Raw genomic sequence first — 26,297 nt, 5'->3', positions numbered from 1 at the left:
CCGACGGTCTCAGCGCACCCGGTGCAGGTAGACCATGTCCTCGGCGTCCGGCTCGGTGGTGAGGGACCGGAATCCGGCCGCGCGTGCAGCGCCCAGGCTGGCCGCGTTGTCCGGCTCGATGCCCAGCACGAACTGCTCGACGTCCGCGAGCTCCGGCGCGGCGACGAACGCCCGCAGCGCCGCCGTGCCGAGGCCGCGGCCCCAGCGCCGCGGGTCGACGACGTAGGCGGCCCCCGCGGTGCGGCGGTGGTCGACCGCGGTCACCTGCTCGCCGACCGGGTCCCACCGCGTCCACCGGTCGTAGACGTCGCCGCCGATCTGCGCGACCGGGGTGCCCGCGTCGTCCAGGACGACGAAGCTGTGCGAGCGCAGGACCCGGCGGCCGCGGAACTCCTCGGCCCAGACGGTGCTGCGGAGCACCAGCTCGCGTTGCGGCCACGACCGGCCGCCCAGCCGGCGCTGCACCTCGGGGTGGTCGAACCACGGCAGCACGGACGGGAGCAGCTCGGGCTCGAACGGCACCAACCGGATCGTCTCGGAGACGGCCACGGTCCCCACCCTGCAGCACTGTCACCGCGACGTCATCCGGAGGCAACGACCGGTCCCTAGGTTCGGGCGCAGCCGATCCGGAGGAAACCGATGACCGCCGTCCCGCTGGTCGACCTGACGCCCTGGTACGAGGGCAGCCCGGCCGGGCGCCGCCAGGTGGCCACCGACGTCGACCGCGCCCTCTGCGAGGTGGGCTTCCTGCTGGTCACCGGCCACCCGGTGGGCGCCGCGCTGCGCGACCGGTTGCGCGCGGAGGTCCGGCCGTTCTTCGCGCTGCCGCCGACGGAGAAGGCCGAGCTGGCCTGCTTCCCGGGCGGGCGCGGCTGGGTCCCGCCGGGCGCCGCGGCGACGGCGTCCGACGGGTCGACCGTGCCGCCGGACCTCCGGGAGTCGTTCACCTTCGGTCCGGAGCAGGTGCCGCCCGCCGTGCTGGGCACCTCGGAGGAGGAGTGGTTCGGGCCCAACAGCTGGCCGGCGTCGACCCCCGGCCTGCCGGCCGCGGCGACCGCCTTCTCCGACTGCTGCGCCCGGCTCGCCGACGACCTGCTCCGGGTCTGCGCCCTCGCGCTCGACCTGGACGACGACTACTTCGCCGGCCGCTGCGCCGGCGGCACCTGGAGCGTCGACCTCACCTGGTACCCGGCCCGGTCGGCGGTGGGGCCGGTGCTGCCCGGTCAGCTGCGGAGGGGGCCGCACACCGACGTCGGCACGCTCACCGTGCTGGACCGCGAGCCCGGCTCCGGTGGGCTGCAGGTGCGCACGCTGGACGGCGAGTGGGTCGACGCCCCGTACGTGCCCGGCGCGCTGACCGTGAACGCCGGCGACCTGCTGGCGCGGTGGACCGGCGACCGCTGGCGCTCCACCCCGCACCGGGTGCTGCCGCCGCCGGTGGAGGTGCCGACCGAGGAGCTGCTGTCGCTGGTGTTCGCCCAGGTGGCCGACCCGCTCGCCGTGGTCGGGACGCTGCCCACCGCAGCGGCGGGCCCGACCCGGTACGTGCCGGTCACCGCGGGCCAGTTCCTGCGAGGACGGATGGACTCGATCACCGTCGGCTGAGGACGTACCGTGCGCCCATGATGGGGATGGGCAACCTGGGCCCGGACGGACGGCGGCGGCAGCGCATGGTCGCCGGGATCATCGTGGCGGCGATGGTGCTCGCTGCAGCCGCCGTCCTGCTCGGCACCCTGCTCTGAGGCCGGCCGGTCATGGACGTCGACGACTGGTTCGCCGCCGCGGGTGACCGGGCGGAGGAGCTGCGCCGGGTCGATGCCCTGGTGCAGGCAGCGGCGCCGGGCATCGACCGCCAGCTGGTGCCGATGGGCAGCGGCGCCGTGCTCGGGTACGGGCTGATGCCCTACCGGCCGAGGTCGGCCAAGGAGACCACCACCTGGCCGCTGATCGCGCTGGCGGCCCAGAAGCGCCACCTCTCTGTCTACGTCTGTGCCGTGGTCGACGGGGAGTACCTCGCCGAGTCCCGGGCGGCCCAGCTCGGCAAGGTCTCGTGCGGGAAGAGCTGCATCCGGTTCACCTCGCTGGACCGGGTCGACACCGTGGCACTGGACCAGCTGGTGCGCGACGCGGTGGCCAGCACCGCCGAGGGCCGCAACCACTACAGCGGCTGAACGCTCCGCCGACTGAGCAGTGGCGGTCACCGACACGGGCCGACCCGCCGTCCGCGGCGACCGCAACCGCTCACCCGGCAGGTGGCGCCTCGAGGCGGACGGCGAGCCGGGAGGCGGAGAAGAGCAGCCTGGTGCCGGTCGTCAGCAGCGAGAAGGTGCTGGTCGGCTCGTACCAGTCGAAGCTGCGCACCTGGGCCCGCACGTCCTCCGGCAGCTCGTACAGGTCGTGCTCGTCCTCCCACTGCCGGATGAGCACCCCGGTGAACTCCAGGACTGCGACCGGCGTCCCCTCCGCCTCGGACGGGGTCCACGTCGGGTCGTCGTAGCGGAAGCGCAGCCGCAGGGTCGGCGGCCGCACCTGGTGCTCCATGCCGAGGAACGCCATGTCGTGCAGTCGGACCGGGACGCCGTCGGCCGTGTCGAACTCGTGGGGGAAGCCGGCCGACCCGGGTGCGACGCCGACGAACTCCGTCGGCGGGCGCGCGCCCGCCGGCCACCGGTACCGCCGGTCCGCCGGCGGTCGCTTCCCTCGGAACAGGCCCATCCGCGGGACGCTAGCCGTGGCCGTGCGAACGCGTTTGCCGCGGGCCGGATGATGGGCGCATGGGCTACGTCGACGTCTCCGGCATCCGGCTCACCTTGCCGGACGGGCGGGTGCTGCTCGACGACGTCTCCTTCCGGGTCGGTGAGGGTGCGGTCGCCGCGCTGGTCGGGGAGAACGGTGCAGGCAAGACCACGCTGCTGCGGATCATCACCGGTGACCTGACGCCGGACGCCGGCTCGGTCGCGCTCGTCGGGGGGCTCGGCGTCATGCGCCAGTTCATCGGCTCGGTGCGCGACGACACCACCGTCCAGCGGTTCCTCGTCGACCTCGCCCCGCCCGCCGTCCGGCAGGCCTGGGACGCCGTCGAGGCCGCCGAGCTGGCGATGATGGAGGACGACGACGAGCCCACCCAGATGGCGTACGCGAACGCGCTCGGGCACTGGGGCGACGTCGGCGGCTACGACGTCGAGGTCACCTGGGACACCGTGACCGTCGCCGCGCTGGGCGTGCCCTACGACGGGTGCAAGTACCGCGAGCTCAGCACCCTCTCCGGCGGCGAGCAGAAGCGGCTGGCCCTGGAGACGCTGCTGCGCGGGCCGGACCAGGTGCTGCTGCTCGACGAGCCGGACAACTACCTCGACGTCCCGGGCAAGCGCTGGCTCGAGGAGCGGCTGCTGGAGACCCGCAAGACCGTGCTGTTCGTCAGCCACGACCGCGAGCTGCTCGCCCGCGTCGCCGACCGGGTGGTGACCGTCGAGGGCGGGACGGCGTGGACGCACGGCGGCAGCTGGACCAGCTACCCGGCCGCCCGCACCGCCCGGCACGAGCGGATGGCCGAGCTCCGCAAGCGCTGGGACGAGGAGCACGAGCGGCTGGTCGAGCTGGTGCGCACCCTGCAGCAGCAGGCGAAGAACTCCCCGGCGATGACGTCGACGTACCACGCCATGCAGACCCGGCTGGCCAAGTACGAGGCCGCCGGTGCCCCACCGCCCCCGCCTCCGGAGCAGCACGTGACGATGCGGCTGCGCGGTGGTCGCACCGGCGTGCGGGTCGTGGTCGCCGAGCAGCTGGAGCTGTCCGGGCTCATGCGGCCCTTCGACGTCGAGATCGAGTACGGCGACCGGGTGGCGGTGCTGGGCTCCAACGGCGCGGGGAAGTCGCACTTCCTGCGGCTGCTGGCCGGCCAGGACGTCGCGCACACCGGCGGCTGGCGGCTGGGCGCGCGCGTCGTCCCCGGCTTCTTCGCCCAGACCCACGCCCACCCCGAGTGGCTGGAGCGCACGCTGGTCGACCTGCTGTGGCACGGCGAGCCGGGGCGCCCGGGCGTCGACCGCGGCCGGGCGATGGCGGCGCTGCGCCGGTACGGGCTGGCCGACTCCGGCGACCAGCTGTTCCGGTCGCTGTCCGGCGGGCAGCAGGCCCGGTTCCAGGTGCTGCTGCTCGAGCTCTCCGGCGCCACCCTGCTGCTGCTCGACGAGCCGACCGACAACCTCGACGTGCTGTCGGCCGAGTCTTTGGAGGAGGCGCTCGGCGCGTTCGACGGCACCGTCGTCGCGGTGACCCACGACCGCTGGTTCGCCCGCACCTTCGACCGGTTCCTGGTGTTCGGCTCCGACGGCCGGGTGCGGGAGACGCCGGAGCCGGTGTTCGACGAGGGCCGCGTGCAGCGCACCCGCTGAGGGCTGACATCTGTCGCGGGTGTTGATCATAGGCGTCTGGTGCGGGTCGGCGGCGTGTCCGGCCGTGTCGCCGTCCACGAGCCCATGATCAACACGCCAGGGAGGCGCTCAGCCGAAGGTCATGCCCTCGCCGCGGTAGGTGGGCAGCGCGTCGACGACGGCGTCGCCGGCCACGGCGTGCAGGACGTCGACCCGCTCGCACAGCTCACCGGCCTTGGCGTGCCGGAACCACACCCGGTCGCCCACCCGCAGCCCCGCCGTCCCCGGGCCGCGCAGCGGTGTCTGCACCTCGCCCGCGCCCTCGGTCGGCACCAGCTGCAGCCCGGCCGGGTAGGTCGGCGTGGGCACCCGGTCGGCACCGGCCGGACCCGAGGCGATCCATCCGCCGCCGGCCACGGTCACCATCCCGGCGCCGGGACGGCGGGTCACCGGCAGCGCGAACAGCGCCGCCGGCCTGCCGCGGAAGGCCCGGTAGGCGTCGAAGAGGGTGGGGGAGTAGAGCCCCGAGCCGGCCGCGAGCTCGGTGACGGCCGGTTCGGCCGCGGTCCGCTCCAGGCTGCCGGTGCCGCCGCCGTTGACGAACTCCAGCTCGGTCACCTCGCGCACCGCGGCCACCGCGGCGGCCCGCCGCGCGGCCAGCTCGCGGGCGGAGGCCTGCTGCATCCCGCGGACGGCGAGCCCGCGCAGCGGCCGGCCGGCGGGGGAGTCGCCCACCCCGGCGATCTGCGCCTCGTAGGCCATCACGCCCACCAGCGCGATCCCCGGCCGGGCGACCAGCGCGCGGGCGAGGGCGTGCGCCTGGTCCGGGGTGTGCACCGGTGACCGGCGGACGCCGACGTGCGCGGGCCCGAGCCGCCACGAGGCGTCCAGGTCCAGGCAGACCCGCACGGTCGGGCGGGACCCGGGCGGCGCGACGGCGTCCAGCACGTCGAGCTGCTCGACCGAGTCGACCACCAGCGTCACCCGGGCCGCGGCCTGCTCGTCGGCGGCCAGCCGGCGCAGCGCCCCGCGGTCGACGGTCGGGTAGCCGACGACGACGTCGTCGCTGACCGGGTCGTCCCCGCCGGCCAGCCACAGCGCCTCGGCCAGGGTGTACCCGAGCACCCCGGCGAAGCCCGGCCGGGCGAGCACCCGGCGCAGCACCGCCCGGCTGCGCACCGACTTGCTCGCCACCCGGATCGGCCGGCCGGCGGCCCGGCGCACCAGGTCGTCGGCGTTGGCGTCGAGCGCGTCCAGGTCCACCACGGCCAGCGGCGGGTCCAGCTCGCCGGTGGCTGCGTCCAGCCGGGCCCGGGCAGCGGCCGGGTCGGACTCCCTGAGCGGCGCGAGCGTCATGGGAGCGCAGCATCCCGGTCGCGACACGAGTGGGTCAAGCGTCCCACTCCCTTGACCCGACCTGCCCCGCCCGTCAGGCTGCCGCCCTACACCGCAGTCGGGAGGTCGCGTGCCGGGTACGCAGAGGTGGCGCAACTGGGCGGGCAACCAGACGGCGACCGGCTTCGACGCCGTCCACCCCGAGGGCACCGACGCGATCGCCGCCGCCGTGCGCGCGGCGGTCGCCGCCGGTCGGCGGGTCCGCCCGATCGGCAGCGGGCACTCCTTCTCCGCCATCGGCCGGCCCGAGCACGTGCAGCTGGTGCTCGACCGGCACGCCGGCCTGGTCGACGTCACCGCCGACGGGCTGGTCACCGTGCAGGCCGGCATGCCGCTGCACCGGCTCAACGCCGAGCTCGCCGCCCGCGGCTGGGCGCTGACCAACCTCGGCGACATCGACCGGCAGACCGTCGCCGGCGCGCTGTCCACCGGCACCCACGGCACCGGCGCGGAGTTCGGCGGGCTGGCCACCCAGCTGCGCGCGCTGGAGCTGGTCCTCGCCGACGGCTCGGTGCTGCGCTGCTCGGCCACCGAGGCCGCCGACGTCTTCAGCGCCGCCCGGGTGGGCCTCGGCGCCCTCGGGGTGCTCAGCGCCGTGACGCTGCAGGCGGTCCCCGCCTTCGCGCTGCGCGCCGAGGAGGGGCCGGCCTCGCTGACCGAGCTGCGCGCGGACTTCGACGCCTTCATGACGTCGACCGACCACGTCGAGTTCTACTGGTTCCCGCACACCGACCGCTGCGCCACCAAGCGCAACACCCGGGTGCCGATGGGCGAGGTCGCCCCGCTGCCGCGCTGGCGCGCGATGTGGGACGACGAGGTCGTGGCCAACGCCGCCTTCGGAGCGGTGGTCGCCGCGGGCCGGGTCGCGCCGCCGCTGGTGCGCCCGCTCGCCCGCGTCTCCGCCCGCGCGCTGTCCGCCCGCACGCTCACCGACGATGCGCACCGGGTGTTCGTCTCCCGCCGCCGGGTCCGCTTCCGGGAGATGGAGTACGCCGTCCCGCGGGAGGCCGCCCCGCAGGTGCTGGGCGAGCTGCAGCGCGCCGTCGACGCCTCGGACTGGCGGGTGCCGTTCCCGGTCGAAGTGCGGGTGGCCGCGGCCGACGACGCCCCGCTGTCGACCGCGTCGGGCCGGGACACCGCCTACGTCGCGGTGCACGTGCCGGCCCGCAGCGATCCGGGGGAGTACTTCGCGGCGTTCGAGGCGATCGCCGGGGCAGCCGGCGGGCGCCCGCACTGGGGGAAGCTGCACGGCCTGGACGCCGCCGCGCTGGCCGGCCGCTACCCGCGGTTCGCCGAGTTCACCGCGCTGCGCGACCGGCTGGACCCGGCCGGGGTGTTCGGCAACGCCCACCTCGACCGCGTGCTCGGGCCCGTGCCCGCCCGCACCGGGAGGAGCTGAGGTGCCCCGGCTGCCGGCCGAGGCGCGGCGCGCGGCGCTGATCGAGGCGGCGCTGCGGGTGATGGCCCGGGACGGGCTCGCCGCCGGCACCACCCGGGCGATCGTCGCCGAGGCGGGGATGTCGCTGGCCAGCTTCCACTACGCCTTCGCCTCCCGCGACGAGCTGCTGCGGGAGCTGGTGCACCGGGTGGTCGGCCACGAGCTGTCCGCCGCCACCGCCGACCTCCCCCCGGGCGCCGGCCCGGCCGACTGCCTGCGGGCGGCGGCGGCCGGCTACCTCGAGCACCTGGAACGCGAGCCCGGCGCCGAGCAGCTGATGGTCGAGCTGGCGATGCACTCGCTGCGCGACCCGGCGCTGCAGCCGCTGGCCCGCCAGCAGTACCGCGCCTACACCGCCGCGGCGACCCGGCTGCTCGAGGAGGTCGCCACCGCGACCGGCACGTCCTGGCGCCGTCCGGTGCCCGAGCTCGCCCGGCTGCTGGTGACCCTGATCGACGGCGCGACCACCACCTGGCTGGTCGACCGGGACACCGAGGCCACCCGCGCGGTGCTCGACGCCGCCGTGGAGCTGTTCGTCGCCCAGCACGCCGAACTGACCCGGTGACGGCGGTCGAAGCGCCGACCCCGGTGGGTGCGGCGTGATGGAGGACCCCGTCCTCCCTGGGGAAGGACCCCGTCCTCCCCACCCATCGCAGGCTCGGGGCGGTACCCGGGAGGGGGCCGATCCCGCTCGCGGCGGGCCCCTGGACGAGCCCGACGGCCGGGTCGGTCGGGCATGGACGTGGCGTTTCGCGTGCATCTGGCTGGGGCTGTGGGCCGCCCAGCTCGCCCCGGTGCAGCTGCTGCTGCCGCTGCAGCTGGAGGACCTCGACCCGGCGCACAAGGTGCGCGACTTCGGCCTGGTCAACGGGCTGGCCGGGCTGGCCGCGCTGGTCGCGCTGCCGGTCTTCGGCGCGCTGTGCGACCGCACCCGCTCGGCGATCGGCCGGCGCCGGGTGTGGGTCGCGGGCGGTGTCGCCGTCTACGCCGTCGGGCTGCTGCTCACCGGTGCCGCCACCGACTGGCGCTCGGTGGCGGCCGGCTGGCTGGTGGCGCAGCTGGGCATGTACGCCGCGATGGCCGGGCTGACCGCGACCATCGCCGACCAGGTGCCGGCCGGGCAGCGCGGCACCGTCTCCGCCGCCGTCTACGGCCCGCAGGCGCTCGGCATCCTGCTCGGGCTGGTGCTGGTCACCGTGCTGGGCGGAGGGGCGAGCACCGGGTACGCCGGGCTCGCCGTGCTGCTGGTCGTGGTCGCGCTGCCGTGGCTGCTGCGCTCGCGGGACAGCGCCCCGGTCGGCCGGCCGCAGTCGTTCGCCGCGGCGTTGCGGGCCACCTGGGAGGCACCGACCCGGCACCCGGACTACGCCTGGGCCTTCGGTGGGCGGTTGCTGGTGAACCTGGGCAACGCCCTGGGGACGACGTACCTTCTGTACTTCCTCACCGACGGGCTGCGGCTGGACGACCCCGAGGGCTCGCTGCTGGTGCTCACGCTGGTCTACCTGGTGGCCACGGTCAGCGCGACGTGGGGCGGCGGTGTGCTGTCGGACCGCACCGGGCGGCGGCGGGTGTTCGTCGCCGGGGCCGCGGTGCTGCAGGCGCTGGCCTGTGCCGTCCTGGTGGTGGCGCCCAGCTGGCCGAGCGCCCTGGTCGCCGGCCTGCTGCTGGGTGCCGGGTACGGCGCCTACACCTCGGTCGACCAGGCGCTGGTGACCCAGGTGCTGCCCGACGCCCGCACCGTCGCCGGCGACCTCGGGGTGATGAACGTGGCCGCGGTCGCCCCGCAGGCGCTCGCCCCGCTGATGGCGAGCCTGGTCATCTCCCAGCTCGGCGGCTACGACGTCCTGTTCGGGCTTGCCGGCGCGGTCACCGTGCTCGGCGCCCTCAGCGTCGCCCGCATCCGCTCCGTCCGCTAGCCAGCTCGCGGTTTCGCGCGATCAAGCACGCGTACTTGATCGCGCGAAACCGCGGCTGGGCGTTCACAGGTCCGGGTCGAGGGTGCCGTCGCCGCCGATGCGGTCCAGCTCGGCCAGCTCCACCGGGCCGAGCACCCGGGCCGCCGACTCGAGGTTCTGCTCCAGGTGCTCGATCGACTTCGTGCCCGGGATGAGCAGGAGGTTCGGCGAGCGCGCGAGGAGCCAGGCCAGCGCGACCTCCATCGGCGTGGTCTCCAGCGCCCGGGCCACCGACTCCAGCGCCGCGGACTGCAGCGGGCTGAACCCGCCGAGCGGGAAGAACGGCACGTAGGCGATGCCCTCGCGGGCGGTGGCGTCGACCAGCGGGTCGTCGGCCCGGTTGACCAGGTTGTAGTGGTTCTGCACGCACACCACCGGGGCGATGCCCCGCGCCTCGGCGAGCATCTGCGGGGTCACGTTGCTGACCCCGATGTGCCGGACCAGCCCCTCCTGCTGCAGCGCCGCGAGGGTCTCCATCGGCTCGGCCAGCGAGCGCTCGACCGGCTGGGCGAACCCGGGCATCCGGAGGTTCACCACGTCCAGGGCCTCGACGCCGAGGTGGTCCAGGTTGTCGTGCACCGCCTGGCGCAGCTCGTCGGCGGCCAGCGCCTCGGGCCACTCGCCCTCCGGCGTCCGGCGGGCGCCGATCTTGGTGACGATCGTCAGCTGCTCGGGGTACGGGTGCAGGGCCTCGCGGATGATCTCGTTGGTCACGTGCGGGCCGTAGTAGTCGCTGGTGTCGATGTGGTCGACACCGAGCTCCACCGCGCGCCGCAGCACCGCGATCGCGCCGTCCCGGTCGGCCGGGGGGCCCATGATGTGGGGCCCGGACAGCTGCATGGCGCCGTAGCCGATGCGGTGCACCGTGCGGTCGCCGAGGGTGTACTGGCCGGACTTCTCCGCCGTCGTCGTCATGCCCCCGGACTACCCCGCCGGGTGGGTGCCGTCAAACGGCTCAGCGGACGGCGACCGGCTCCTGGACGGCGACCGGTCCGAGCACCCGCTGCCAGGTGTCGACGTCGTCCGCGACGGAGGCCGCGAGGACGGCGCCCTCCCGGCGCTCGGAGGCGATGGTGACCGCCGCGATCCCGGTGCCCACCAGGGCGAGCCCGGCACCGACCCAGATCGGCGCGGTGTAGCCCAGGCCGGCGGACAGCGCCGCCGCCCCCAGCGCCGCCCCGAGGGCGTTGGCCAGGTTGAACGCCGCCTGGTTGGCCGCCGAGACCAGGCTCCCGCCGGGCACCCGGGCCGCCTCGATGACCCGGTTCTGCACGACCGGGCCCAGGGCGAAGGCGAGCGTGCCGAAGAAGACCAGCACGGCGATGGCCGCGGCGGGGGTGCGTGCCACCAGGGCCAGCACCGCCAGGGCGCCGGCGGTGCCCAGCAGCCCGACGGCGACGAACGACATCCCCCAGCGGTCGCCGAGCCGGCCGCCGGCCAGCGTGCCGACCGTGGTGCCGGCGCCGAACAGGCCCAGCACCGGGGTGACCCAGCCCTCCGGGATGCCGCCGAGCTCGGTGAGGATCGGGCTGACGTAGCTGTAGACGGAGAACAGGGCCGCGAAGCCGATCATCGTGGTGCTCAGCACCAGCCAGACCCCGCGGCGGCGGAAGGCACCCAGCTCGCTGCGCAGGTCGGTGGGCTCGCCGGCGACCCGCGGCATCCAGGCCAGCAGCCCGGCGATGGTGACCAGGCCGATGACGGCGACGGCGGCGAAGACCACCCGCCAGCTCAGCTGCTGGGCCACGAAGGTGCCGAGCGGGACGCCGATGACGTTGGCCAGCGTCAGGCCGGTGATCATCAGCGAGATGGCCTGGGTGGCCTTCTCCTTGGGCACCAGCCGCCGCGCGGCGACCGCGCCGACGCCGAAGAACGACCCGTGGGCCAGCGCGGCGAACACCCGGGCGGCGACCAGCCAGCCGTAGCTGGGGGCCAGCGCGGAGAGCAGGTTGCCGACGGTGAACAGCACCATCAGCGCGACCAGCGTCTGCCGCGGGGTGAACCGCACGCCCAGCGCGGTCAGGGTGGGTGCGCCGATGACCACGCCGATCGCGTAGGCGGAGATCAGCAGGCCCACCGCGGAGACGGAGACGTCCAGCCCCTCGGCGATCTGGGGCAGCATGCCCATCACCACGAACTCGGTGGTGCCGATGCCGAAGGCACCGATGGCGAGCGCGAGCAGGGCGCGGGGCACAGCAGTACTCCAGGTGGAGGAGAGGGGGGCGGACGCGGACGTCGGCGTCCTCTCCCAGCCAAGAGGAGTCCGCGCCGATCTGTTGCACCCCGGGCCGGTGAAGCTCGTCACGTCGCACCACGCGGCACGGGCCGCGCACCGGGGGGTCCGGTGCGCGGCCCGTGGCCGGAGCGGGGTGGGTCAGGGCTGGAGCAGCACCTTCACCGCGCCGTCCTGCTTCTGCCGGAAGGTCTCGTAGGCCTGCGGCGCCTGCTCGAGCGGCACGTGGTGGGTGGCGAAGGTGTCGACGCCCAGCGGGTCGCCGTCGGTGAGCAGCGGCAGGATGTCGGGCACCCAGCGCCACACGTTGGCCTGGCCCATCCGCAGCTCGATCTGCTTGTCGAACATCCGCATCAGCGGCATCGGGTCGGTCGCCCCGCCGTAGACGCCGGACAGCGAGATGGTGCCGCCGCGGCGCACGGCCTCGATGGCGGTGTTCAGCGCGGCCATCCGGTCAACGCCGACGACCTGCATGACCTTCTCCATCACCGCGTCCGGGACGAGCGCGGTCGCCTTCTGCGCCAGCTTGGCGCCGGGGGAGCCGTGCGCCTCCATGCCGACGGCGTCGATGACGGCGTCCGGGCCGCGACCGTCGGTCTTGTCCCGCACCCAGGCGACGACGTCGGCCTGGGCGGTGGAGTCCAGGACGTCGATGCCGTGGGCGCGGGCCCGGGCCAGCCGCTCGGGCACGGTGTCCACGGCGTAGACGGCCGAGGCACCCAGGTGCTTGGCGATCCGGGTGGCCATGTCGCCGATCGGGCCGAGGCCCAGCACGAGCACCGAGCCGCCGGGCACGACGCCGGCGTACTGGACGGCCTGCCAGGCGGTGGGCAGCACGTCGGAGAGGTAGACGAAGCGGTCGTCGGCCGGGCCCTCGGGGACCTTGATCGGCAGCGTGTTGCCGAACGGCACCCGCAGGTACTCGGCCTGCCCGCCGGGCACCTGGCCGTAGAGCTTCGTGTAGCCGAACAGCGAGGCGCCGAAGCCCTGCTCGCGGTTCTGGGTGGTCTCGCACTGGCTCTGCAGGCCCTGGTTGCACATCCAGCAGGTGCCGCAGGAGATGTTGAACGGGACGACGACCCGGTCGCCGGCCTTCAGCTCGGTGACCCCGGGGCCGACCTCGCGGACGACGCCCATCGGCTCGTGGCCCATCACGTCGCCGACCGTCATGAACGGCGCCATGACCTCGATCAGGTGCAGGTCCGAGCCGCAGATGCCGGAGGAGGTGATCTCGACGACCACGTCCGTCGGGTCCTGGATCGAGGGGTCCGGGACGGTGTCCACCCGGACGTCGTCCCGGCCGTGCCAGGTCACTGCGCGCATGGGTGTGCTCCTCGGTCTGGGGTGCGTGTGGGGGTCACGGACAGGTCGGGAGGCTGATCCGTCGTGCGTGACCTTCCTCATCCCCTACCCGTCACGGCGCGTTCGATTCATGACCTGCCAGCAGTGATGACGTAACGGAGGGTGTCCGTTTGGCAGGAAGTGTTGTGACGCTGCTCACTTGACCTCGTGTGCATCGATGGTTGAACACATCACGAACTCATCACGGCGTGTTTACATGGGCCCCGTCATCGAGCTCCGGCCCCCGGCTCCGGCCCCGGCAGCAGAGCTCGCCCCCGACGGAAGACAGGTGCATGGACCCGCAACATCTCGCCCGGCTCGACGACGACGGAACGGTGCGTCGCTACCGCACCCGCTCCGCTGGTGGCTCCACCGCCACCGGGTCGCCCGAGGGCCCCGAGGTGCCGGTGTCGGCGCCCGTCTCCCTGTTCTCCGCGCCCGGCGCCCGGTCCGCCCGGCGGGGGCTGACCCTGCTCCGCGGCGGCCGCGCCGACGGCGCCACGATCGTCGTGCACACCGACGGCCTGCCGGACACCCGGCACGACGCGCTGTCCGACGCCTGGCCGCTGCCGGTCGAGCCCGAGGGCCTCGTGCTCACCGACGCCTGGCCGCTCTTCGACGTCGACGCCCTGCAGCTGGCCGGTGTCGCCGCCCGCGAGGGTGACGCCGAGCGCCCCGCCCGGCAGCCGCTGGACGCCGAGGCCGTCGTCGCCGCGCTCGCCGCCGGCTCCGGGCCCCGGCACCGCCGCCCGTCGGTCGCCCGCACCCGCCGCCCGGCCCTCTACCTGGCCGCCGCGTTGATCGGTGCGGCCGGCGTCGCCGCCACCACCGCCGCCAGCGGCCCCGCGACGGAGGCCCAGGCCGACGAGCCGATCAGCGTGGCCGAGGAGCTCGGTCTCGTGCAGGCCGAGCAACCGACGCTCAGCGACGACGAGGCCACCGCCCGCCTCCAGGAGTTCGCTGCCACCCGCGCCGAGCGCGAGGACGCCCAGGCCGCCGCCGCCCAGCTGCAGGCGCAGGCCGACCAGGCGGCCGTGGACGCCGCCGCTGCGGCCGCCGCCGCCCAGGCCCAGGCCGCCGCGGAGGCCGCTCGGCCCAAGGCTGTCCTCCCCGTCCAGGGCGCCCGGCTCTCCAGCGGGTTCGGCTACCGGTGGGGCACGCTGCACGGCGGCGTCGACTTCGCCGCCCCGATGGGCACCCCCGAGTACGCGGCCATGGACGGCGTCGTCGTCCGGGCCGGTGCGGCCAGCGGCTTCGGTCTCGCCGTGTACGTCCAGCACGAGAACGGCGACGTCACCGTCTACGGCCACATGCAGGAGATCCTGGTCGCCGAGGGGCAGACGGTGAAGGCCGGCGACACGATCGCGCTGCTGGGCAACCGTGGCCAGTCCACCGGCCCGCACCTGCACTTCGAGGTGCACGTCGGCGGGATCGACGGCGAGCGGGTCGACCCGCTGGCGTGGCTGCGCGACCGCGGCGTCCAGGTCTAGAAGGACCCTGCTGCCCCCCGCCACTCGCACGCTCGCGGCAGGCCCCTGCAGCAGGGCCGTTCCAGCACGTCGCCTCCTGGCGTTACCGTCTGACATGCGGCATCCTGCATACCAGGAGCACGCCGGTCAGCAGGAGGACGTCGATGGGGCACGACCACGGTGCGGCGCACGGCACCGCGTCGGCTGCCCATCGCGGCCGGCTCGCGGTCGTACTGGCGCTGACCGGCGCCGTCTTCGTCGTCGAGGTCGTCGGCGCGCTGGTCTCCGGGTCGCTCGCCCTGCTGGCCGACGCCGCGCACATGGCCACCGACGCCCTGGGCATCGGCATGGCGCTGGGAGCGGTGACGCTGGCCCAGCGGCCCGCCCGCGGCCGGCGCACGTTCGGCTGGCAGCGCATCGAGGTGCTCGCGGCCGTCGCCAACGGGCTGCTGCTGCTCGGCGTCGGGGCCTACGTCGTCGTCGAGGCGTTCCGCCGGATCGGCGACCCGCCGGACATCGACGCCGGCTGGATGCTCGGCGTCGCGACCCTCGGCCTGCTGGTCAACCTCTTCTCCCTGCGCCTGCTGCACGCCGGGCAGGGGCAGTCGCTGAACACCCGCGGCGCCTACCTCGAGGTCGTCGGCGACGCGCTCGGCTCGGTCGCGGTCATCGCCGCCGCCCTCGTCATCGCCACCACGGGCTGGACCGGCGCCGACGTCGTCGCCTCCCTCGCGGTGGGTGCGCTGGTGCTCCCGCGGGCGTGGTCACTGCTCCGCGAGGCCCTCGACGTGCTGCTCGAGGCGGCCCCCCGCGGGGTCGACCTGGCCCAGGTGCGCGCTCACGTGCTCGGCGTCGAGGGCGTGCTGGACGTGCACGACCTGCACGCCTGGACCATCACCTCCGGCCAGCCGGTGCTCTCGGCCCACGTGGTCGTCACCGACGAGGCCCTCGCCGACGGGCACGGCGGCCGGGTGCTCGACGCGCTCTGCAGCTGCCTGGGCCACCACTTCGACCTCGAGCACTGCACCTTCCAGCTCGAGTCGCCCGGCCACCGCGGCCACGAGGCCCCGGTCCACGACTGAGGCGCTCACCGGCCGTCAGGCCGGTGAGCGCCTCAGTCCGGCCCCGTCCAGAGGCTCGCCCCGAGCTTGCGAGAGGTGAGGAGGACGGGGTCCTTCGTCAGCCGGCGTGCACGACCGCGGCGTCGGTCGGGAGGTCGTCCTTGGTGGCCTTGATCAGCACCGCGGAGACGACCGCGCCCAGCAGCAGCAGCGCCGCCGCCCAGGTGAAGGCGGTGGTGTAGCCCTCCACCTGCGCCGCGATGCCCACGGCCGGGTCGGTCGGGTCCGCGCCGCCCGCGACGCTGTCGGTGATCGCCGAGGTGATCGCGCCGACCGAGATCGTCGCCAGCAGGGCGGTGCCGATCGAGGCGCCCACCTGCTGGGTGGCGTTCAGCATCGCGCTGGCCGCCCCGGCGTCGTGCTCGCCGGCGCCGATCAGCGCCAGGTTGGACAGCGGCACGAAGGTGAAGCCCAGGCCGAGGCCGAGCACGAGCTGGCCGGGGAAGGCCAGCGCCCAGAACGAGCTGTCGACGTCCAGGAACGACATCAGGAACAGGCCGCCGGCGGCCAGCAGCGCACCGACCACCATCAGCGGCTTGGGCCCGACCTTCGGCACCAGGACGCTCGCGGCGCCGGCCGACAGCAGCACGCCCAGCGTGGTGGGCAGCGAGGCGAAGCCCGCCACGACCGGCTCGTAGCCGAGCACCTGCTGGAAGTACAGGCTCAGGAAGAAGAAGGCCCCGATGAGCCCGGCGCCGACAAGGGTGGAGGTCAGGTACGCGCCGCCGCGGTTGCGGTCGAGCACCAGCCGCATCGGCAGCAGCGGGTTGCGCACCTTCAGCTCGAGGACGACGAAGGCCGCCACGAGCGCCACGCCGACGGCGATGAAGGTCAGCGCGGTCGGGTCGGTCCACGCGTTGTCGGTGCTGCCCGCGTCGGCGTTCTCCTGCGCGGTCTGGGCGACCTGGGTGAAGCCGTAGACGAACGACGCCAGCCCCACGGTGATCAGCACCGCGCCGGGGATGTCGTAGCTGGTCTCGCCGGGGGCCTTGCTCTCCGGGACGATCGGGATCGCGGCGACGACGGCGACGACCGCCACCGGGACGTTGACCCAGAAGCACCAGCGCCAGTCGGCGTACTCGGTGAGCACGCCGCCGAGCAGCAGGCCGACGGCCGACCCGCCACCGGCGATCGCGCCGTAGACGGCGAAGGCCTTCGCCCGCTCCTTGGCGTCGGTGAACAGCACGGTCAGCAGCGCCAGCGAGGCCGGCGCGAGCAGCGCACCGAAGGCACCCTGCAGCGCTCGGGCGGCGAACAGGATCTCCTCGTTGGGCGCGAGGCCGCCCAGGGCCGAGGCGACCGCGAAGCCGACGGCGCCGACGAGGTAGGTGCGCTTGCGGCCCCAGAAGTCGGCGATCCGCCCGCCGAGCAGCAGGAAGCCGCCGAAGGTCAGCGTGTAGGCGGTGACGATCCACTGCTGGCTGGCCGCGGAGATGTCCAGGTCCGCGGAGACCGCGGGCAGCGCGATGTTCACGATGGTCGCGTCCAGGATGACCATCAGCACCGTCACGGCGATGACCGCGAGGGCCAGCCAGCGCTTCGGGTAGGGCTCGGCGCCCAGGGTGGCCTGCCCGGCCGCGGGGGTGGGGGCGGTGTCGCTCACGTGGGTCCTCGATCTGTGGTTCCGGTCGGCCGGGTCGCCGGCCAAGAGGGCAAGGTAGCGGGCTGCGACCATGTCGTCGTGCGCGTTTCCGTGGTGTTCATCTCTGACACCCACGTGCCCAAGCGGGCCCGTGACCTCCCGGATTCCCTCTGGGACCAGATCGAGACCTGCGACGTCGTGGTGCACGCCGGCGACTGGGTCGACGTCGCGCTGCTCGACGAGCTGGAGCGCCGGGCCCGGCGGGTGGTCGGGGTGCACGGCAACAACGACCACGGGGTGCTGCGCGAGCGGCTGCCCGAGGTTGCCCGGGTCGAGCTCGGCGGGGTGCGCTTCGCCGTCGTGCACGAGACCGGGGCCGCCGCGGGGCGGGAGCAGCGCTGCGCCGAGCGGTTCCCGGACGTCGACGTCCTGGTGTTCGGCCACAGCCACATCCCCTGGGACACCACGGCTGCCACCGGGCTGCGGCTGCTGAACCCCGGTTCGCCCACCGACCGCCGCCGCCAGCCCTTCGCCACCTACCTCACCGGCACCGTGGGGGAGGGGCGGCTCGACGACCTGACCCTGCACCGCCTGCCGGTGCTGCCGCGGCGCCGGTGAGCCTGCCCGCCCTGCCGCCGGCAGCGGTCGCCGTCCTCGCCTGCCCGGTCTGCGGGGCGGGGCTGGTCACCGACGAGTCCGGGCTGCGCTGCGCCACCGGGCACGCCTTCGACCGGGCCCGCCAGGGCCACGTGACGCTGCTGCCGCCCGGCGGGAGCCCGCACGACGGCGACTCCGCGGGGATGGTGGCCGACCGGGCGGCGTTCCTGGCCGCCGGCCACTACGCCGGGATCACCGCGGCGCTGGGTGACGCCGTGCTCGCCGACGGAGAGCCGCGGACCCTGCTGGACGCCGGCGGCGGCACCGGTGGGCACCTGGCCGGCGTGCTGGACCGGGCGCCGGACGCCGTGGGCCTGGTGCTGGACGCCTCGCGCTACGCCGCCCGCCGTGCTGCGCGGGCGCACCCGCGGGCGATGGCCGTCGTCGCCGACTCGTGGGCGCGGTGGCCGGTGCGCGACGCCGTCCTGGACCGGGTGCTCGTCGTCTTCGCGCCCCGGAACGGTGCCGAGACCGCCCGGGTGCTGCGGCCCGACGGGCGGCTGGTCGTCGTCACCCCCGCCGTCGACCACCTCGCCGAGCTCGTCGTCCCGCTGGGGCTGCTCACCGTCGACCCGGCCAAGGCCGACCGGCTGGCCGCCGGCCTCGGCCCGCACCTGCGCCCGGCCGGGACGACGGCGCACCGCGAGCGCCTCGTCCTCGACCACGCCGCGGTGCGGACGCTGGTCGGCATGGGGCCGCACGCCCGGCACCTGGCACCCGGCGAGCTCGCCGCCCGGACCGCCGCGCTGCCCGCCGCGGTGCCGGTGACGGTGGCGGTCGACGTCGGTACCTGGGCCCGGGCGTAGCGGGTCGAGAACGCGAACGAGGGCCCGGCCGTGGTGGCCGGGCCCTCGTTCGTGCGGTGCTGCGGCTCCGTCGCGGACGGAGCGCGTCGTCAGCGGGTGATGCGTCGCTTGTTCGTCGCCATCACGTAGATGCCGAGCACGATGATCGCGCCGATGATCGAACCGATGATCCCCGAGGTGCCGAGCTCGAACTTGTGCGGCTCGAAGATCAGGCTGCCCAGGAGGTTGCCCACCACGGACCCGACGATGCCGAGCGCGATGGTGAGACCGATCCCGATGTCCTGCTTGCCGGGGATCACCGCGCGGGCGATGAAGCCGGCGATGGCCCCGATGATGATCAGGACGATGATGTTCCAGAGAACGTCCACGTGAGCCTCCTACGCATGACGGCGGTGTGCCGTCGTGCGCTGGGCTGTCCAGCGCAAGGCCCTACATGCCCGAGCTTGATCGTTCTCAAACTTCCGAGACCAATCGGTTCCGTCGGTTGCACCCGATCGGGTGACGCCCTACGGGCCTGTGAGCAGGGGTTCTGCGGCGGCCTGCCGCAGCCGCCGGACCGTGCGCTCGGGCGGCCCGGCCCCGGTCGGGGAGAGGCGCGCCACGCGCGGCGCTCCGTGTCCCGCTCCCGCCGCGTGGCGGTCCACGTCACGGTCTAAGCTCCGACCGTGACGATCGCACCCGCCCCGATCGTGAGCCGGCCGAGCCCGGCGCACGAAGCCGAGAAGGGGTCGCGGCTCCTCGGTCTGCTGCGCACCACCGACCACAAGACCATCGGCCTGATGTACACCACGGTGGCCTTCATCTGGTTCTTCGTCGGTGGCTTCATGGCGCTGCTGATGCGTGGTGAGCTGGCCCGCCCGGAGCTGCAGTTCCTCTCGCCCGAGCAGTACAACCAGCTGGTCACGATGCACGGCACGATCATGCTGCTGTTCTTCGCGACGCCCATGTTCTTCGCGTTCGCGAACCTGATCATGCCGCTGCAGCTGGGCGCACCCGACGTCGCGTTCCCGCGGCTGAACGCCTTCTCCTTCTGGCTGTTCTTCTTCGGCGCCTCGCTCGCGGTCTCCGGCTTCCTCACCCCGGGCGGTGCCGCCGACTTCGGCTGGTACGCCTACACCCCGCTGTCCACCGGGGCGCACAGCCCCGGCGCCGGCGGCGACCTCTGGATCGCCGGCCTGGCCGTCAGCGGTCTGGGCACCATCCTCGGTGGCGTCAACTTCATCGCCACGATCGTCTGCCTGCGCGCACCGGGGCTGACGATGTTCCGGATGTCGATCTTCACCTGGGCGTCGCTCGTCACCAGCGTCCTGATCCTGCTCGCCTTCCCGATCCTGACCGCGGCGCTGATGGCGCTGCTGGCCGACCGGCACCTCGGGGCGCAGGTCTACACCGCCGAGAACGGCGGGCCGATGCTGTGGCAGCACCTCTTCTGGTTCTTCGGGCACCCCGAGGTCTACATCATCGCGCTGCCGTTCTTCGGCATCATCAGCGAGGTCATCCCGGTCTTCAGCCGCAAGCCGCTGTTCGGCTACAAGGGCATGGTCTTCGCGCTGATCGCGATCACCGCCCTGTCGCTGGCGGTGTGGGCGCACCACATGTTCGCCACCGGCGCGGTGCTGCTGCCGTTCTTCGCCTTCCTGACGTACCTGATCGCGGTGCCCACCGGGATCAAGTTCTTCAACTGGATCGGCACGATGTGGCGCGGCCAGCTGACGTTCGAGACCCCGATGCTGTTCTCGATCGGCTTCCTGATCACCTTCCTCCTCGGTGGCCTGACCGGCGTCCTGCTGGCCAGCCCGCCGCTGGACTGGCACGTCAACGACAGCTACTTCGTCGTGGCGCACTTCCACTACGTGGTCTTCGGCACCGTCGTGTTCGCCGCCTACGCCGGCCTCTACTTCTGGTTCCCGAAGATGTGCGGCCGGATGATGGACGAGAAGATCGGCAAGCTGCACTTCTGGCTGACCTTCATCGGCTTCCACGCCACGTTCCTCATCCAGCACTGGCTGGGCAACGAGGGCATGCCGCGCCGGTACGCCGACTACCTGCCCACCGACGAGTTCACGACGATGCACACGATCTCCACGATCGGGTCGTTCATCCTCGGCGCCTCGGTGATCCCCTTCGTCTACAACGTGGTCAAGTCGTGGAAGCACGGCCGGCTGGCGCTGCGCGACGACCCCTGGGGTCACGGCAACTCGCTGGAGTGGGCGACGTCGTCCCCGCCGCCGCGGCACAACTTCGTCGAGATCCCGCGGATCCGGTCCGAGCGCCCGGCGTTCGAGCTGCACTACCCGCACCTGAAGGACCGGCTCCAGGTCGAGGCGCACGCGGGCAAGCGGCACGAGCCGTACGCCCCCGAGGCCGGCCTCACCGGCGGCAGCCGGGCCGGGGCGAACGACCCCGACCCGACCTAGCAGCAGCACCTCGCACGGCGCCCCGTCAGCCACCGGCTGGCGGGGCGTCCGCGCGTCCGGGGGTCGGCAGGGCCTGTGACCGCCCGGCGGAGCGGGTCCGGCACCATGGCCGGGTGACCGACGCCGCCGCCCCCGCGCCGATCGACCCGAGCCCCGGCGGGCTGCCGCCGTCGTCCGGCGGCGCCCTGATCACCGTCAGCGGGCCCGACCGGACCGGGGTCAGCGCGACGCTGTTCGCCGCGCTGGAGTCCGCGGCCACCGGACCGGTCGAGGTCGTCGACGTCGAGCAGGTCGTGGTGCACGGCCAGCTCGTGCTCGGCGTGGTGGTGCACGAGGCGACGCCCACCGGGACGCTGGCCGACCGGCTGGCCCCGGTCGCCGCCGACGTGGGGGCGCGCCTCGGCATGCAGGTCACCGTCGAGCCGACCAGCGGGGCGGTGACCGAGCGGGAGCGGACCGCCCGGCACCACGTGACCGTGCTCGGTCGCCCCGTGCCCCCGGCCGCCGTGGCCGGCGCCGCCCGGGCGATCGCCGGTGTCGGCGGCAACATCGAGGCGATCCGCCGGCTGTCGGACTACCCGGTCACCAGCTTCGAGCTCACCGTCTCCGGTGCCGGGTCGACCGAGCTGCGCACGGCGCTGGCCACCGTCGCGGCGGAGACCGGCACCGACGTCGCCGTCGAGCAGACCGGGCTGGCCCGGCGCAGCAAGCGGCTCATCGTGCTCGACGTCGACTCGACGCTGGTCCGCGGTGAGGTCATCGACGAGCTCGCCGCCCGGGCCGGCCGGGCCGCCGAGGTCGCCCGGATCACCGCCGCGGCGATGAACGGCGAACTGGACTTCGAGCAGTCGCTGCGCGCCCGGGTGGCGGTGCTCGCCGGACTGCCGGTCGGCGTGCTCGACGAGGTCCGCGAGCACCTGGTGCTCACCCCGGGGGCGCGCACCCTGATCCGGACGCTGCAGCGGCTCGGCTTCCGCTGCGGGATCGTCAGCGGCGGGTTCAGCCAGATCACCGACCCGCTGGCCGCGGAGCTGGGCCTGGACTTCGCCGCCGCGAACACCCTCGAGGTGGCCGACGGCAAGCTCACCGGCGGGCTGGTGGGCGAGGTCGTCGACCGGGCGGGCAAGGCGCGGGCGCTCGCCCGCTTCGCCGGCGAGCACGGCATCCCGCTGGAGCAGACCGTCGCGGTGGGCGACGGCGCCAACGACCTGGACATGCTGAACGCGGCCGGCCTGGGCATCGCCTTCAACGCCAAGCCGTTCGTCCGCGAGCAGGCGCACGCCGCGCTCAACCAGCCCTACCTGGACGCCGTCCTGCAGGTGCTGGGCTTCACCCGCGACGAGGTCCTCGACGCCACCTGAGGTCGGGCCGGTCAGCCGGCCTGGTGCACCGCGCCCTCCAGCTCGACGCCGGCGGTGCGCAGCTGGTCCAGCGCGGCGTCCGTGGAGGCCTGCGAGACCCCGGCGGTGAGGTGCAGCAGCACCCGGGTGGCGAAGCCCGCGCCGACGGCGTCCAGCGCGGTGGCCCGGACGCAGTGGTCGGTGGCGATCCCCACGACGTCCAGCTCGTCGACGTCGTGCGCCCGCAGCCAGTCGGCGAGGCCCTGGCCGTCGAAGCTGCCCTCGAAGCCGGAGTAGGCCGCCTCGTACTCGCCCTTGTCGAAGACCGCCTCGATCGGCCGGCGGTCCAGGTCGGCGTGCAGCTCCACGCCGGAGGTGCCGACGACGCAGTGCGCGGGCCAGGTCTCCAGGAAGTCCGGCTCGGCGGCGAAGTGCCCGCCGGGGTCGACGTGGTGGTCGCGGGTGGCGACGACGTGCGCGTACCCGGCGGTCGGGACGTGCGCGCTGATCGCCCGCGCGACGGCCGTGCCGCCGGCCACGGCGAGGCTGCCGCCCTCGCAGAAGTCGTTCTGGACGTCGACGATCACCAGTGCGCGCGTCATGTCCCCATCCTGCCCGCTCAGCGGTCGAGCGTCTCCAGCACCGGCTCGCCGCGGGACAGCGACCACGCCTCCTGCGGCAGCGTGCCGCGCACCCGCTCGTGCAGCTCCCGCGCCGCGGTCAGCGCCTCGGCGGGGGTCCGGCGCTCCACCAGCTCGCCGCCGCGGACCAGCGGCACGACCAGCTCGCGGTCGTGCGGCTCGGCGGTCACCGGCGAGGCGCTGACCACCTCCGCCGTCGCCGTCCCGTCGGCGTCGTGCCGGCGGACGGCGTGCTTGCGGCCGCCGACCGACCGCTTGCCCTCGGAGTTCTTCGCCACCGGGACGCCGTCGCGCTCGACCAGCTTGTAGACCATGCCCACGGTGGGGGAACCCGAGCCGGTGACCAGCGAGGTGCCCACGCCGTAGCCGTCGACCGGGGCGGCGGCGAGCGCGGCGATGGCGTACTCGTCGAGGTCGCTGGTGACGATGACCCGGGTCTTCGTGGCGCCCAGCGAGTCCAGCAGCTCCCGGGCCCGGGTGGCCTGGATGGCCAGGTCCCCGGAGTCCAGCCGGACCGCGCCGAGCTCGGGCCCGGCGACCTCGACCGCCGTCCGGATGCCCTGCTCGGTGTCGTAGGTGTCGACCAGCAGCGTGGTGCCGACGCCGAGGGTGTCCAGCTGGGCGCGGAAGGCGGCGGCCTCGTCGTCGTGCAGCAGCGTGAAGGCGTGCGCGCTGGTGCCGGTGGTGGGGATGCCGTAGCGCGCGCCGGCGGCGAGGTTCGACGTCGCGGCGAAGCCGACCAGCGCCGCGGCCCGGGCGCTGGCGACGGCGGCCTCCTCGTGGGTGCGCCGCGACCCCATCTCGATGCAGGGCCGCCCGCAGGCGGCACCGATCATCCGGGCGCCGGCGGCGGCGATCGCGCTGTCGTGGTTGAGGATCGACAGGGCGAGGGTCTCCAGCAGCACGGCCTGGCCGAACGGCGCCCGCACGGTCAGCACGGGGGAGCCCGGGAAGTAGAAGTCGCCCTCGGCGTAGCCGTCGACGTCGCCGGTGAAGCGGAACCCGGCCAGGTGGTCCAGCAGCCGCGGGTCGTCGACGCCCTGGGCGCGCACCGCCTCGAGCTCGGCGTCGCCGAACCGGAAGTCGGCCAGCGCGTCGAGGAACCGGCCGGTGCCGGCGAGCACGCCGTAGCGCCGGCCGTGCGGCAGCCGGCGGGCGAAGACCTCGAACACGCAGTCGCGGTCGGCCGTGCCGTCGGCCAGGGCGGCGGCCAGCATCGTGAGCTCGTAGCGGTCGGTGAGCAGCGCGGGGCTGAGCGGGCTCGGCGGCATGGACCAGCACGATAGGTGCCCACCCCCTGGGGCGCCCGCGATGGTCGTCCTACAGTGCTCCCGTGGCCGGACCGCAGGCGCCCGCGTGGACGCCCGAGACGACGACGGGGGAGGAGTCCGACCTCGACCGCCCCTGGGTGACCATCGTCTGGGACGACCCGGTCAACCTGATGACCTACGTGACCTTCGTGCTCCAGGAGCTCTTCGGCTACGACGAGCCCACCGCCACGGAGCTGATGCTGCAGGTGCACCACGAGGGCAAGGCGATCGTCAGCTCGGGCCCGCGGGAGCGGATGGAGCACGACACGAACCGGTTGCACGCCTACGGGCTCTGGGCGACCTACCAGAAGGACACGTGAGCGAGCGGGCGACAGCCGGCGGGGAGGTTCGATGAGGCCCTTCCGACGCAGGGGTGACGAGCTGGTCGCGCGGCTGGTCGACGCCGAGGCCGGCATCGTCGGGCTGCTGCTAGACCAGCTGGAGCAGCTGCTGTCCGCCGACCCGGACGACTCCGGCGGCGACCCGGTGCTCGAGCGGCTGCTGCCACCGGGCAACACCGCCGACCCGGAGATCGCGGCGGACTACCGCGACCTGACCGAGGCGGGGCTGCGCAGCGGCAAGGCCGACGACCTGGCGATGGTGCGGGCGACGCTGCCGCCCGAGGGCGGTGAGGTGCGGCTGGACGACGACCAGGCCCGCGCCTGGCTGCGCACCACCAACGACCTGCGGCTGGCGCTGGGCACCCGGCTGGGGGTCACCGCCGACACCGAGCCGCCGGACGACCCCGCCGACGAGGAGGGGTCGCAGCTGGCCGTCTACTACTGGCTCACCGCCGTGCAGGGGTCGCTCGTCGACGCGCTGGCCGCGGGTCGCGCCGGCCGACGGTGAGCACCACCAGGCTGGCCACCAGCAGGTCGGCGACGAAGAACACGTAGACCAGGCTGGGCACCCGCAGGTCCTTGACCAGGCCGCCGATGCAGGCCAGCAGGGTGATCCCGGACAGCGCGAACAGCAGCAGCAGGCCGATGACCCGGCCGGTGACGACGAGCGCGAACTCGAACCGGTCGGTGCGGTCGTCGGTGCTGGACCGGCCGGTGCGGCGCAGCAGCCGCCGGCACCCGAGGGCCAGCGCCGGCAGCGGCAGCACGGCCACCCCGACGATCATGAGCACCTCGATCACCACGGGCGACGACGTTATCGGTCCGACACCCGATCGACACAGCCCGTTCCCCGTCGGGTCACCCCTCGGGAGCGTGCTACGGCCCCAGCGTGGAGCAGTGTCCGCGGCGGCGCCTAGACTGGGCCCGTGCTGCGCATCGACCGCGCGACCTACGACGCCATCGTGGCCCACGCCCGGGAAGACCACCCGGACGAGGCCTGTGGCGTCGTCGCCGGTCCCGAGGGCAGCGACCGCCCCGAGCGCTTCATCCCGATGCTCAACGCGGCACGGTCGCCCACGTTCTACGAGTTCGACAGCGCCGACCTGCTGAAGCTGTACCGGGACATGGACGCCCGCGACGAGGTGCCGGTGGTCGTCTACCACTCGCACACCGCGACCGAGGCCCGTCCCTCGCGCACCGACATCAGCTACGCCTCCGAGCCCGACGCCCACTACGTGCTGGTGTCGACCCGCGAGCACGGCGCGCAGACCGGCCTGGCCGGTGACGAGGTCGAGTTCCGGAGCTTCCGGATCGTCGACGGCCAGGTGACCGAGGAGGACGTCGACGTCGTCGAGTCCTACCTGTTCGGCCACTCGCCGACCACCGTCGTCTACGACTGACGAAGCACCCTCCTGCCCTCCACCGCTCGCGAGCTCGCGGCGGGCCCCTGCAGGAGGGCCGGACGTCACAGCGGTCGACGGAACAGCCCGTCGGCACGTGGCGTTCCGATCAGCAGTCGCACCTCCCGCGTGCCCGCGCGCGGTCCCGCACGTCACCCCGTCACGAGGAGTCCCCCCGCAATGGCCATCGAGGTCCGCATCCCGACCATCCTGCGCACCCACACCGGCGGCAACAAGACCGTCGAGGGCAGCGGCAGCACGCTCGGCGCGCTGGTCGACGACATCGACGCCCAGCACCCCGGGATCAAGAACCGCCTGGTCACCGAGGAGGGCAAGCTGCACCGCTTCGTGAACGTCTACGTCAACGACGAGGACGTGCGCTTCACCGGTGCGCTGGACACCGCGGTCAAGGACGGCGACTCCGTGACCATCCTCCCCGCCGTCGCCGGCGGCTGCTGACCGGAGCCTCCCCGCCCGG

27 protein-coding genes are annotated in these 26,297 nt (G+C 74.3%); 16 read left to right on the top strand and 11 right to left on the bottom strand.

Annotated features, from left to right (window positions below):
• Positions 1–9 precede the first annotated feature (9 nt).
• Entirely contained in the window at positions 10–549 is a 540-nt protein-coding gene (locus tag FHX36_RS09435) for a GNAT family N-acetyltransferase (RefSeq protein WP_181428750.1), read from the bottom strand.
• A 90-nt stretch (positions 550–639) separates the two neighbouring features.
• On the opposite strand from FHX36_RS09435, the gene FHX36_RS09430 reads away from it, so the two are divergent.
• Entirely contained in the window at positions 640–1,605 is a 966-nt protein-coding gene (locus tag FHX36_RS09430; protein WP_110552032.1) for an isopenicillin N synthase family dioxygenase, read from the top strand.
• 149 nt (positions 1,606–1,754) lie between these two features.
• Positions 1,755–2,171 carry a DUF1801 domain-containing protein gene (locus FHX36_RS09425; protein ID WP_110552033.1) on the top strand — a complete coding sequence of 139 codons (417 nt, stop codon included), beginning with the start codon at positions 1,755–1,757 and terminating at the stop codon, positions 2,169–2,171.
• Between the two features lie 70 nt (positions 2,172–2,241).
• Here FHX36_RS09425 and FHX36_RS09420 read toward each other — a convergent pair whose 3' ends face one another.
• A complete protein-coding gene (locus tag FHX36_RS09420) occupies positions 2,242–2,715 on the bottom strand; it encodes a hypothetical protein (RefSeq protein ID WP_110552034.1) in 474 nt (157 codons plus the stop codon).
• A 59-nt stretch (positions 2,716–2,774) separates the two neighbouring features.
• Between FHX36_RS09420 and FHX36_RS09415 the strand changes: the two genes are divergently transcribed.
• Entirely contained in the window at positions 2,775–4,394 is a 1,620-nt protein-coding gene (locus tag FHX36_RS09415; protein WP_110552035.1) for an ABC-F family ATP-binding cassette domain-containing protein, read from the top strand.
• A gap of 108 nt (positions 4,395–4,502) precedes the next feature.
• Here FHX36_RS09415 and FHX36_RS09410 read toward each other — a convergent pair whose 3' ends face one another.
• Entirely contained in the window at positions 4,503–5,729 is a 1,227-nt protein-coding gene (locus FHX36_RS09410) for an amino acid deaminase/aldolase (RefSeq protein WP_110552036.1), read from the bottom strand.
• Positions 5,730–5,838: 109 nt separating this feature from the next.
• On the opposite strand from FHX36_RS09410, the gene FHX36_RS09405 reads away from it, so the two are divergent.
• The 3 genes from FHX36_RS09405 to FHX36_RS09395 all read left to right on the top strand — a co-directional run bounded on the left by FHX36_RS09405 (position 5,839) and on the right by FHX36_RS09395 (position 9,122).
• Positions 5,839–7,167 (top strand): D-arabinono-1,4-lactone oxidase, encoded by a 1,329-nt coding sequence (locus FHX36_RS09405; RefSeq protein ID WP_110552037.1) that lies wholly within the window; start codon positions 5,839–5,841, stop codon positions 7,165–7,167.
• A gap of 1 nt (position 7,168) precedes the next feature.
• Positions 7,169–7,771, top strand: coding sequence for a TetR/AcrR family transcriptional regulator (locus FHX36_RS09400; RefSeq protein ID WP_110552038.1), 603 nt, complete (start codon positions 7,169–7,171; stop codon positions 7,769–7,771).
• A 229-nt stretch (positions 7,772–8,000) separates the two neighbouring features.
• Positions 8,001–9,122 (top strand): MFS transporter, encoded by a 1,122-nt coding sequence (locus tag FHX36_RS09395; RefSeq protein ID WP_258372697.1) that lies wholly within the window; start codon positions 8,001–8,003, stop codon positions 9,120–9,122.
• A 63-nt stretch (positions 9,123–9,185) separates the two neighbouring features.
• Here the strand turns inward: FHX36_RS09395 and FHX36_RS09390 are convergent, their stop codons facing one another.
• From FHX36_RS09390 to FHX36_RS09380, 3 genes are all read right to left on the bottom strand, one after another.
• On the bottom strand, positions 9,186–10,076 hold the full coding sequence (locus tag FHX36_RS09390; RefSeq protein ID WP_110552040.1) for an oxidoreductase: 891 nt from the start codon (positions 10,074–10,076) through the stop codon (positions 9,186–9,188).
• 40 nt (positions 10,077–10,116) lie between these two features.
• Entirely contained in the window at positions 10,117–11,355 is a 1,239-nt protein-coding gene (locus tag FHX36_RS09385; protein WP_110552041.1) for an MFS transporter, read from the bottom strand.
• Positions 11,356–11,535: 180 nt separating this feature from the next.
• The gene (locus FHX36_RS09380; protein WP_110552042.1) at positions 11,536–12,717 is read right to left on the bottom strand and encodes a zinc-dependent alcohol dehydrogenase; all 1,182 of its coding nucleotides are present in this window, start codon (positions 12,715–12,717) and stop codon (positions 11,536–11,538) included.
• Positions 12,718–13,028: 311 nt separating this feature from the next.
• Here FHX36_RS09380 and FHX36_RS09375 point away from each other — a divergent pair, with 311 nt between their 5' ends.
• A complete protein-coding gene (locus FHX36_RS09375) occupies positions 13,029–14,225 on the top strand; it encodes a M23 family metallopeptidase (RefSeq protein WP_183513691.1) in 1,197 nt (398 codons plus the stop codon).
• Positions 14,226–14,368: 143 nt separating this feature from the next.
• On the top strand, positions 14,369–15,286 hold the full coding sequence (locus FHX36_RS09370) for a cation diffusion facilitator family transporter (protein WP_110551015.1): 918 nt from the start codon (positions 14,369–14,371) through the stop codon (positions 15,284–15,286).
• Between the two features lie 97 nt (positions 15,287–15,383).
• Here the strand turns inward: FHX36_RS09370 and FHX36_RS09365 are convergent, their stop codons facing one another.
• Positions 15,384–16,928, bottom strand: a complete 1,545-nt coding sequence (locus FHX36_RS09365; protein WP_110551014.1) for an MFS transporter — start codon at positions 16,926–16,928, stop codon at positions 15,384–15,386.
• A gap of 78 nt (positions 16,929–17,006) precedes the next feature.
• On the opposite strand from FHX36_RS09365, the gene FHX36_RS09360 reads away from it, so the two are divergent.
• Both FHX36_RS09360 and FHX36_RS09355 read left to right on the top strand, forming a co-directional pair.
• On the top strand, positions 17,007–17,525 hold the full coding sequence (locus FHX36_RS09360; RefSeq protein ID WP_110551013.1) for a metallophosphoesterase family protein: 519 nt from the start codon (positions 17,007–17,009) through the stop codon (positions 17,523–17,525).
• A gap of 11 nt (positions 17,526–17,536) precedes the next feature.
• The gene (locus FHX36_RS09355) at positions 17,537–18,370 is read left to right on the top strand and encodes a putative RNA methyltransferase (protein WP_425487828.1); all 834 of its coding nucleotides are present in this window, start codon (positions 17,537–17,539) and stop codon (positions 18,368–18,370) included.
• Positions 18,371–18,459: 89 nt separating this feature from the next.
• Here the strand turns inward: FHX36_RS09355 and FHX36_RS09350 are convergent, their stop codons facing one another.
• Positions 18,460–18,738, bottom strand: coding sequence for a GlsB/YeaQ/YmgE family stress response membrane protein (locus FHX36_RS09350; RefSeq protein WP_110551011.1), 279 nt, complete (start codon positions 18,736–18,738; stop codon positions 18,460–18,462).
• Between the two features lie 297 nt (positions 18,739–19,035).
• Between FHX36_RS09350 and ctaD the strand changes: the two genes are divergently transcribed.
• Together ctaD and serB are read left to right on the top strand one after the other, a co-directional pair.
• Positions 19,036–20,787 carry an aa3-type cytochrome oxidase subunit I gene (gene ctaD / locus FHX36_RS09345; protein ID WP_110551010.1) on the top strand — a complete coding sequence of 584 codons (1,752 nt, stop codon included), beginning with the start codon at positions 19,036–19,038 and terminating at the stop codon, positions 20,785–20,787.
• A gap of 113 nt (positions 20,788–20,900) precedes the next feature.
• Positions 20,901–22,148: a phosphoserine phosphatase SerB gene (serB, locus tag FHX36_RS09340; RefSeq protein WP_110551009.1), complete on the top strand. Its 1,248-nt coding sequence runs from the start codon at positions 20,901–20,903 to the stop codon at positions 22,146–22,148.
• Positions 22,149–22,159: 11 nt separating this feature from the next.
• Here serB and FHX36_RS09335 read toward each other — a convergent pair whose 3' ends face one another.
• Positions 22,160–22,729, bottom strand: a complete 570-nt coding sequence (locus FHX36_RS09335) for an isochorismatase family protein (RefSeq protein ID WP_110551008.1) — start codon at positions 22,727–22,729, stop codon at positions 22,160–22,162.
• 17 nt (positions 22,730–22,746) lie between these two features.
• Positions 22,747–24,039, bottom strand: a complete 1,293-nt coding sequence (locus FHX36_RS09330; protein ID WP_110551007.1) for a nicotinate phosphoribosyltransferase — start codon at positions 24,037–24,039, stop codon at positions 22,747–22,749.
• Positions 24,040–24,101: 62 nt separating this feature from the next.
• Here FHX36_RS09330 and clpS point away from each other — a divergent pair, with 62 nt between their 5' ends.
• Together clpS and FHX36_RS09320 are read left to right on the top strand one after the other, a co-directional pair.
• A complete protein-coding gene (gene clpS / locus FHX36_RS23455; protein ID WP_110551006.1) occupies positions 24,102–24,398 on the top strand; it encodes an ATP-dependent Clp protease adapter ClpS in 297 nt (98 codons plus the stop codon).
• A gap of 31 nt (positions 24,399–24,429) precedes the next feature.
• Positions 24,430–24,927, top strand: coding sequence for a DUF2017 family protein (locus tag FHX36_RS09320; RefSeq protein ID WP_110551005.1), 498 nt, complete (start codon positions 24,430–24,432; stop codon positions 24,925–24,927).
• Here the strand turns inward: FHX36_RS09320 and FHX36_RS09315 are convergent.
• Entirely contained in the window at positions 24,866–25,222 is a 357-nt protein-coding gene (locus FHX36_RS09315) for a hypothetical protein (RefSeq protein WP_110551004.1), read from the bottom strand. The two genes, FHX36_RS09320 and FHX36_RS09315, sit on opposite strands and share 62 nt — an antisense overlap.
• 123 nt (positions 25,223–25,345) lie before the next feature.
• Between FHX36_RS09315 and FHX36_RS09310 the strand changes: the two genes are divergently transcribed.
• Together FHX36_RS09310 and FHX36_RS09305 are read left to right on the top strand one after the other, a co-directional pair.
• Entirely contained in the window at positions 25,346–25,819 is a 474-nt protein-coding gene (locus FHX36_RS09310) for a M67 family metallopeptidase (RefSeq protein WP_110551003.1), read from the top strand.
• 180 nt (positions 25,820–25,999) lie between these two features.
• Positions 26,000–26,278, top strand: coding sequence for a MoaD/ThiS family protein (locus tag FHX36_RS09305; RefSeq protein WP_110551002.1), 279 nt, complete (start codon positions 26,000–26,002; stop codon positions 26,276–26,278).
• Positions 26,279–26,297 lie beyond the last annotated feature (19 nt).

It is taken from the genome of Modestobacter versicolor, from assembly GCF_014195485.1.
Lineage (GTDB): Bacteria > Actinomycetota > Actinomycetes > Mycobacteriales > Geodermatophilaceae > Modestobacter > Modestobacter versicolor.
Note: the sequence above shows the minus strand (reverse complement) of the source record. Positions and strands in the feature narration are given on the sequence as shown.

Coding starts and splice junctions, on each gene's coding strand:
- FHX36_RS09425 (WP_110552033.1), top strand. CDS start 1,755: ATGGACGTCGACGACTGGTTCGCCGCCGCGGGTGACCGGGCGGAGGAG.
- FHX36_RS09420 (WP_110552034.1), bottom strand. CDS start 2,715: ATGGGCCTGTTCCGAGGGAAGCGACCGCCGGCGGACCGGCGGTACCGG.
- FHX36_RS09415 (WP_110552035.1), top strand. CDS start 2,775: ATGGGCTACGTCGACGTCTCCGGCATCCGGCTCACCTTGCCGGACGGG.
- FHX36_RS09370 (WP_110551015.1), top strand. CDS start 14,369: ATGGGGCACGACCACGGTGCGGCGCACGGCACCGCGTCGGCTGCCCAT.
- FHX36_RS09430 (WP_110552032.1), top strand. CDS start 640: ATGACCGCCGTCCCGCTGGTCGACCTGACGCCCTGGTACGAGGGCAGC.
- FHX36_RS09380 (WP_110552042.1), bottom strand. CDS start 12,717: ATGCGCGCAGTGACCTGGCACGGCCGGGACGACGTCCGGGTGGACACC.
- FHX36_RS09390 (WP_110552040.1), bottom strand. CDS start 10,076: ATGACGACGACGGCGGAGAAGTCCGGCCAGTACACCCTCGGCGACCGC.
- FHX36_RS09305 (WP_110551002.1), top strand. CDS start 26,000: ATGGCCATCGAGGTCCGCATCCCGACCATCCTGCGCACCCACACCGGC.
- FHX36_RS09320 (WP_110551005.1), top strand. CDS start 24,430: ATGAGGCCCTTCCGACGCAGGGGTGACGAGCTGGTCGCGCGGCTGGTC.
- FHX36_RS09335 (WP_110551008.1), bottom strand. CDS start 22,729: ATGACGCGCGCACTGGTGATCGTCGACGTCCAGAACGACTTCTGCGAG.
- FHX36_RS09410 (WP_110552036.1), bottom strand. CDS start 5,729: ATGACGCTCGCGCCGCTCAGGGAGTCCGACCCGGCCGCTGCCCGGGCC.
- FHX36_RS09330 (WP_110551007.1), bottom strand. CDS start 24,039: ATGCCGCCGAGCCCGCTCAGCCCCGCGCTGCTCACCGACCGCTACGAG.
- FHX36_RS09375 (WP_183513691.1), top strand. CDS start 13,029: ATGGACCCGCAACATCTCGCCCGGCTCGACGACGACGGAACGGTGCGT.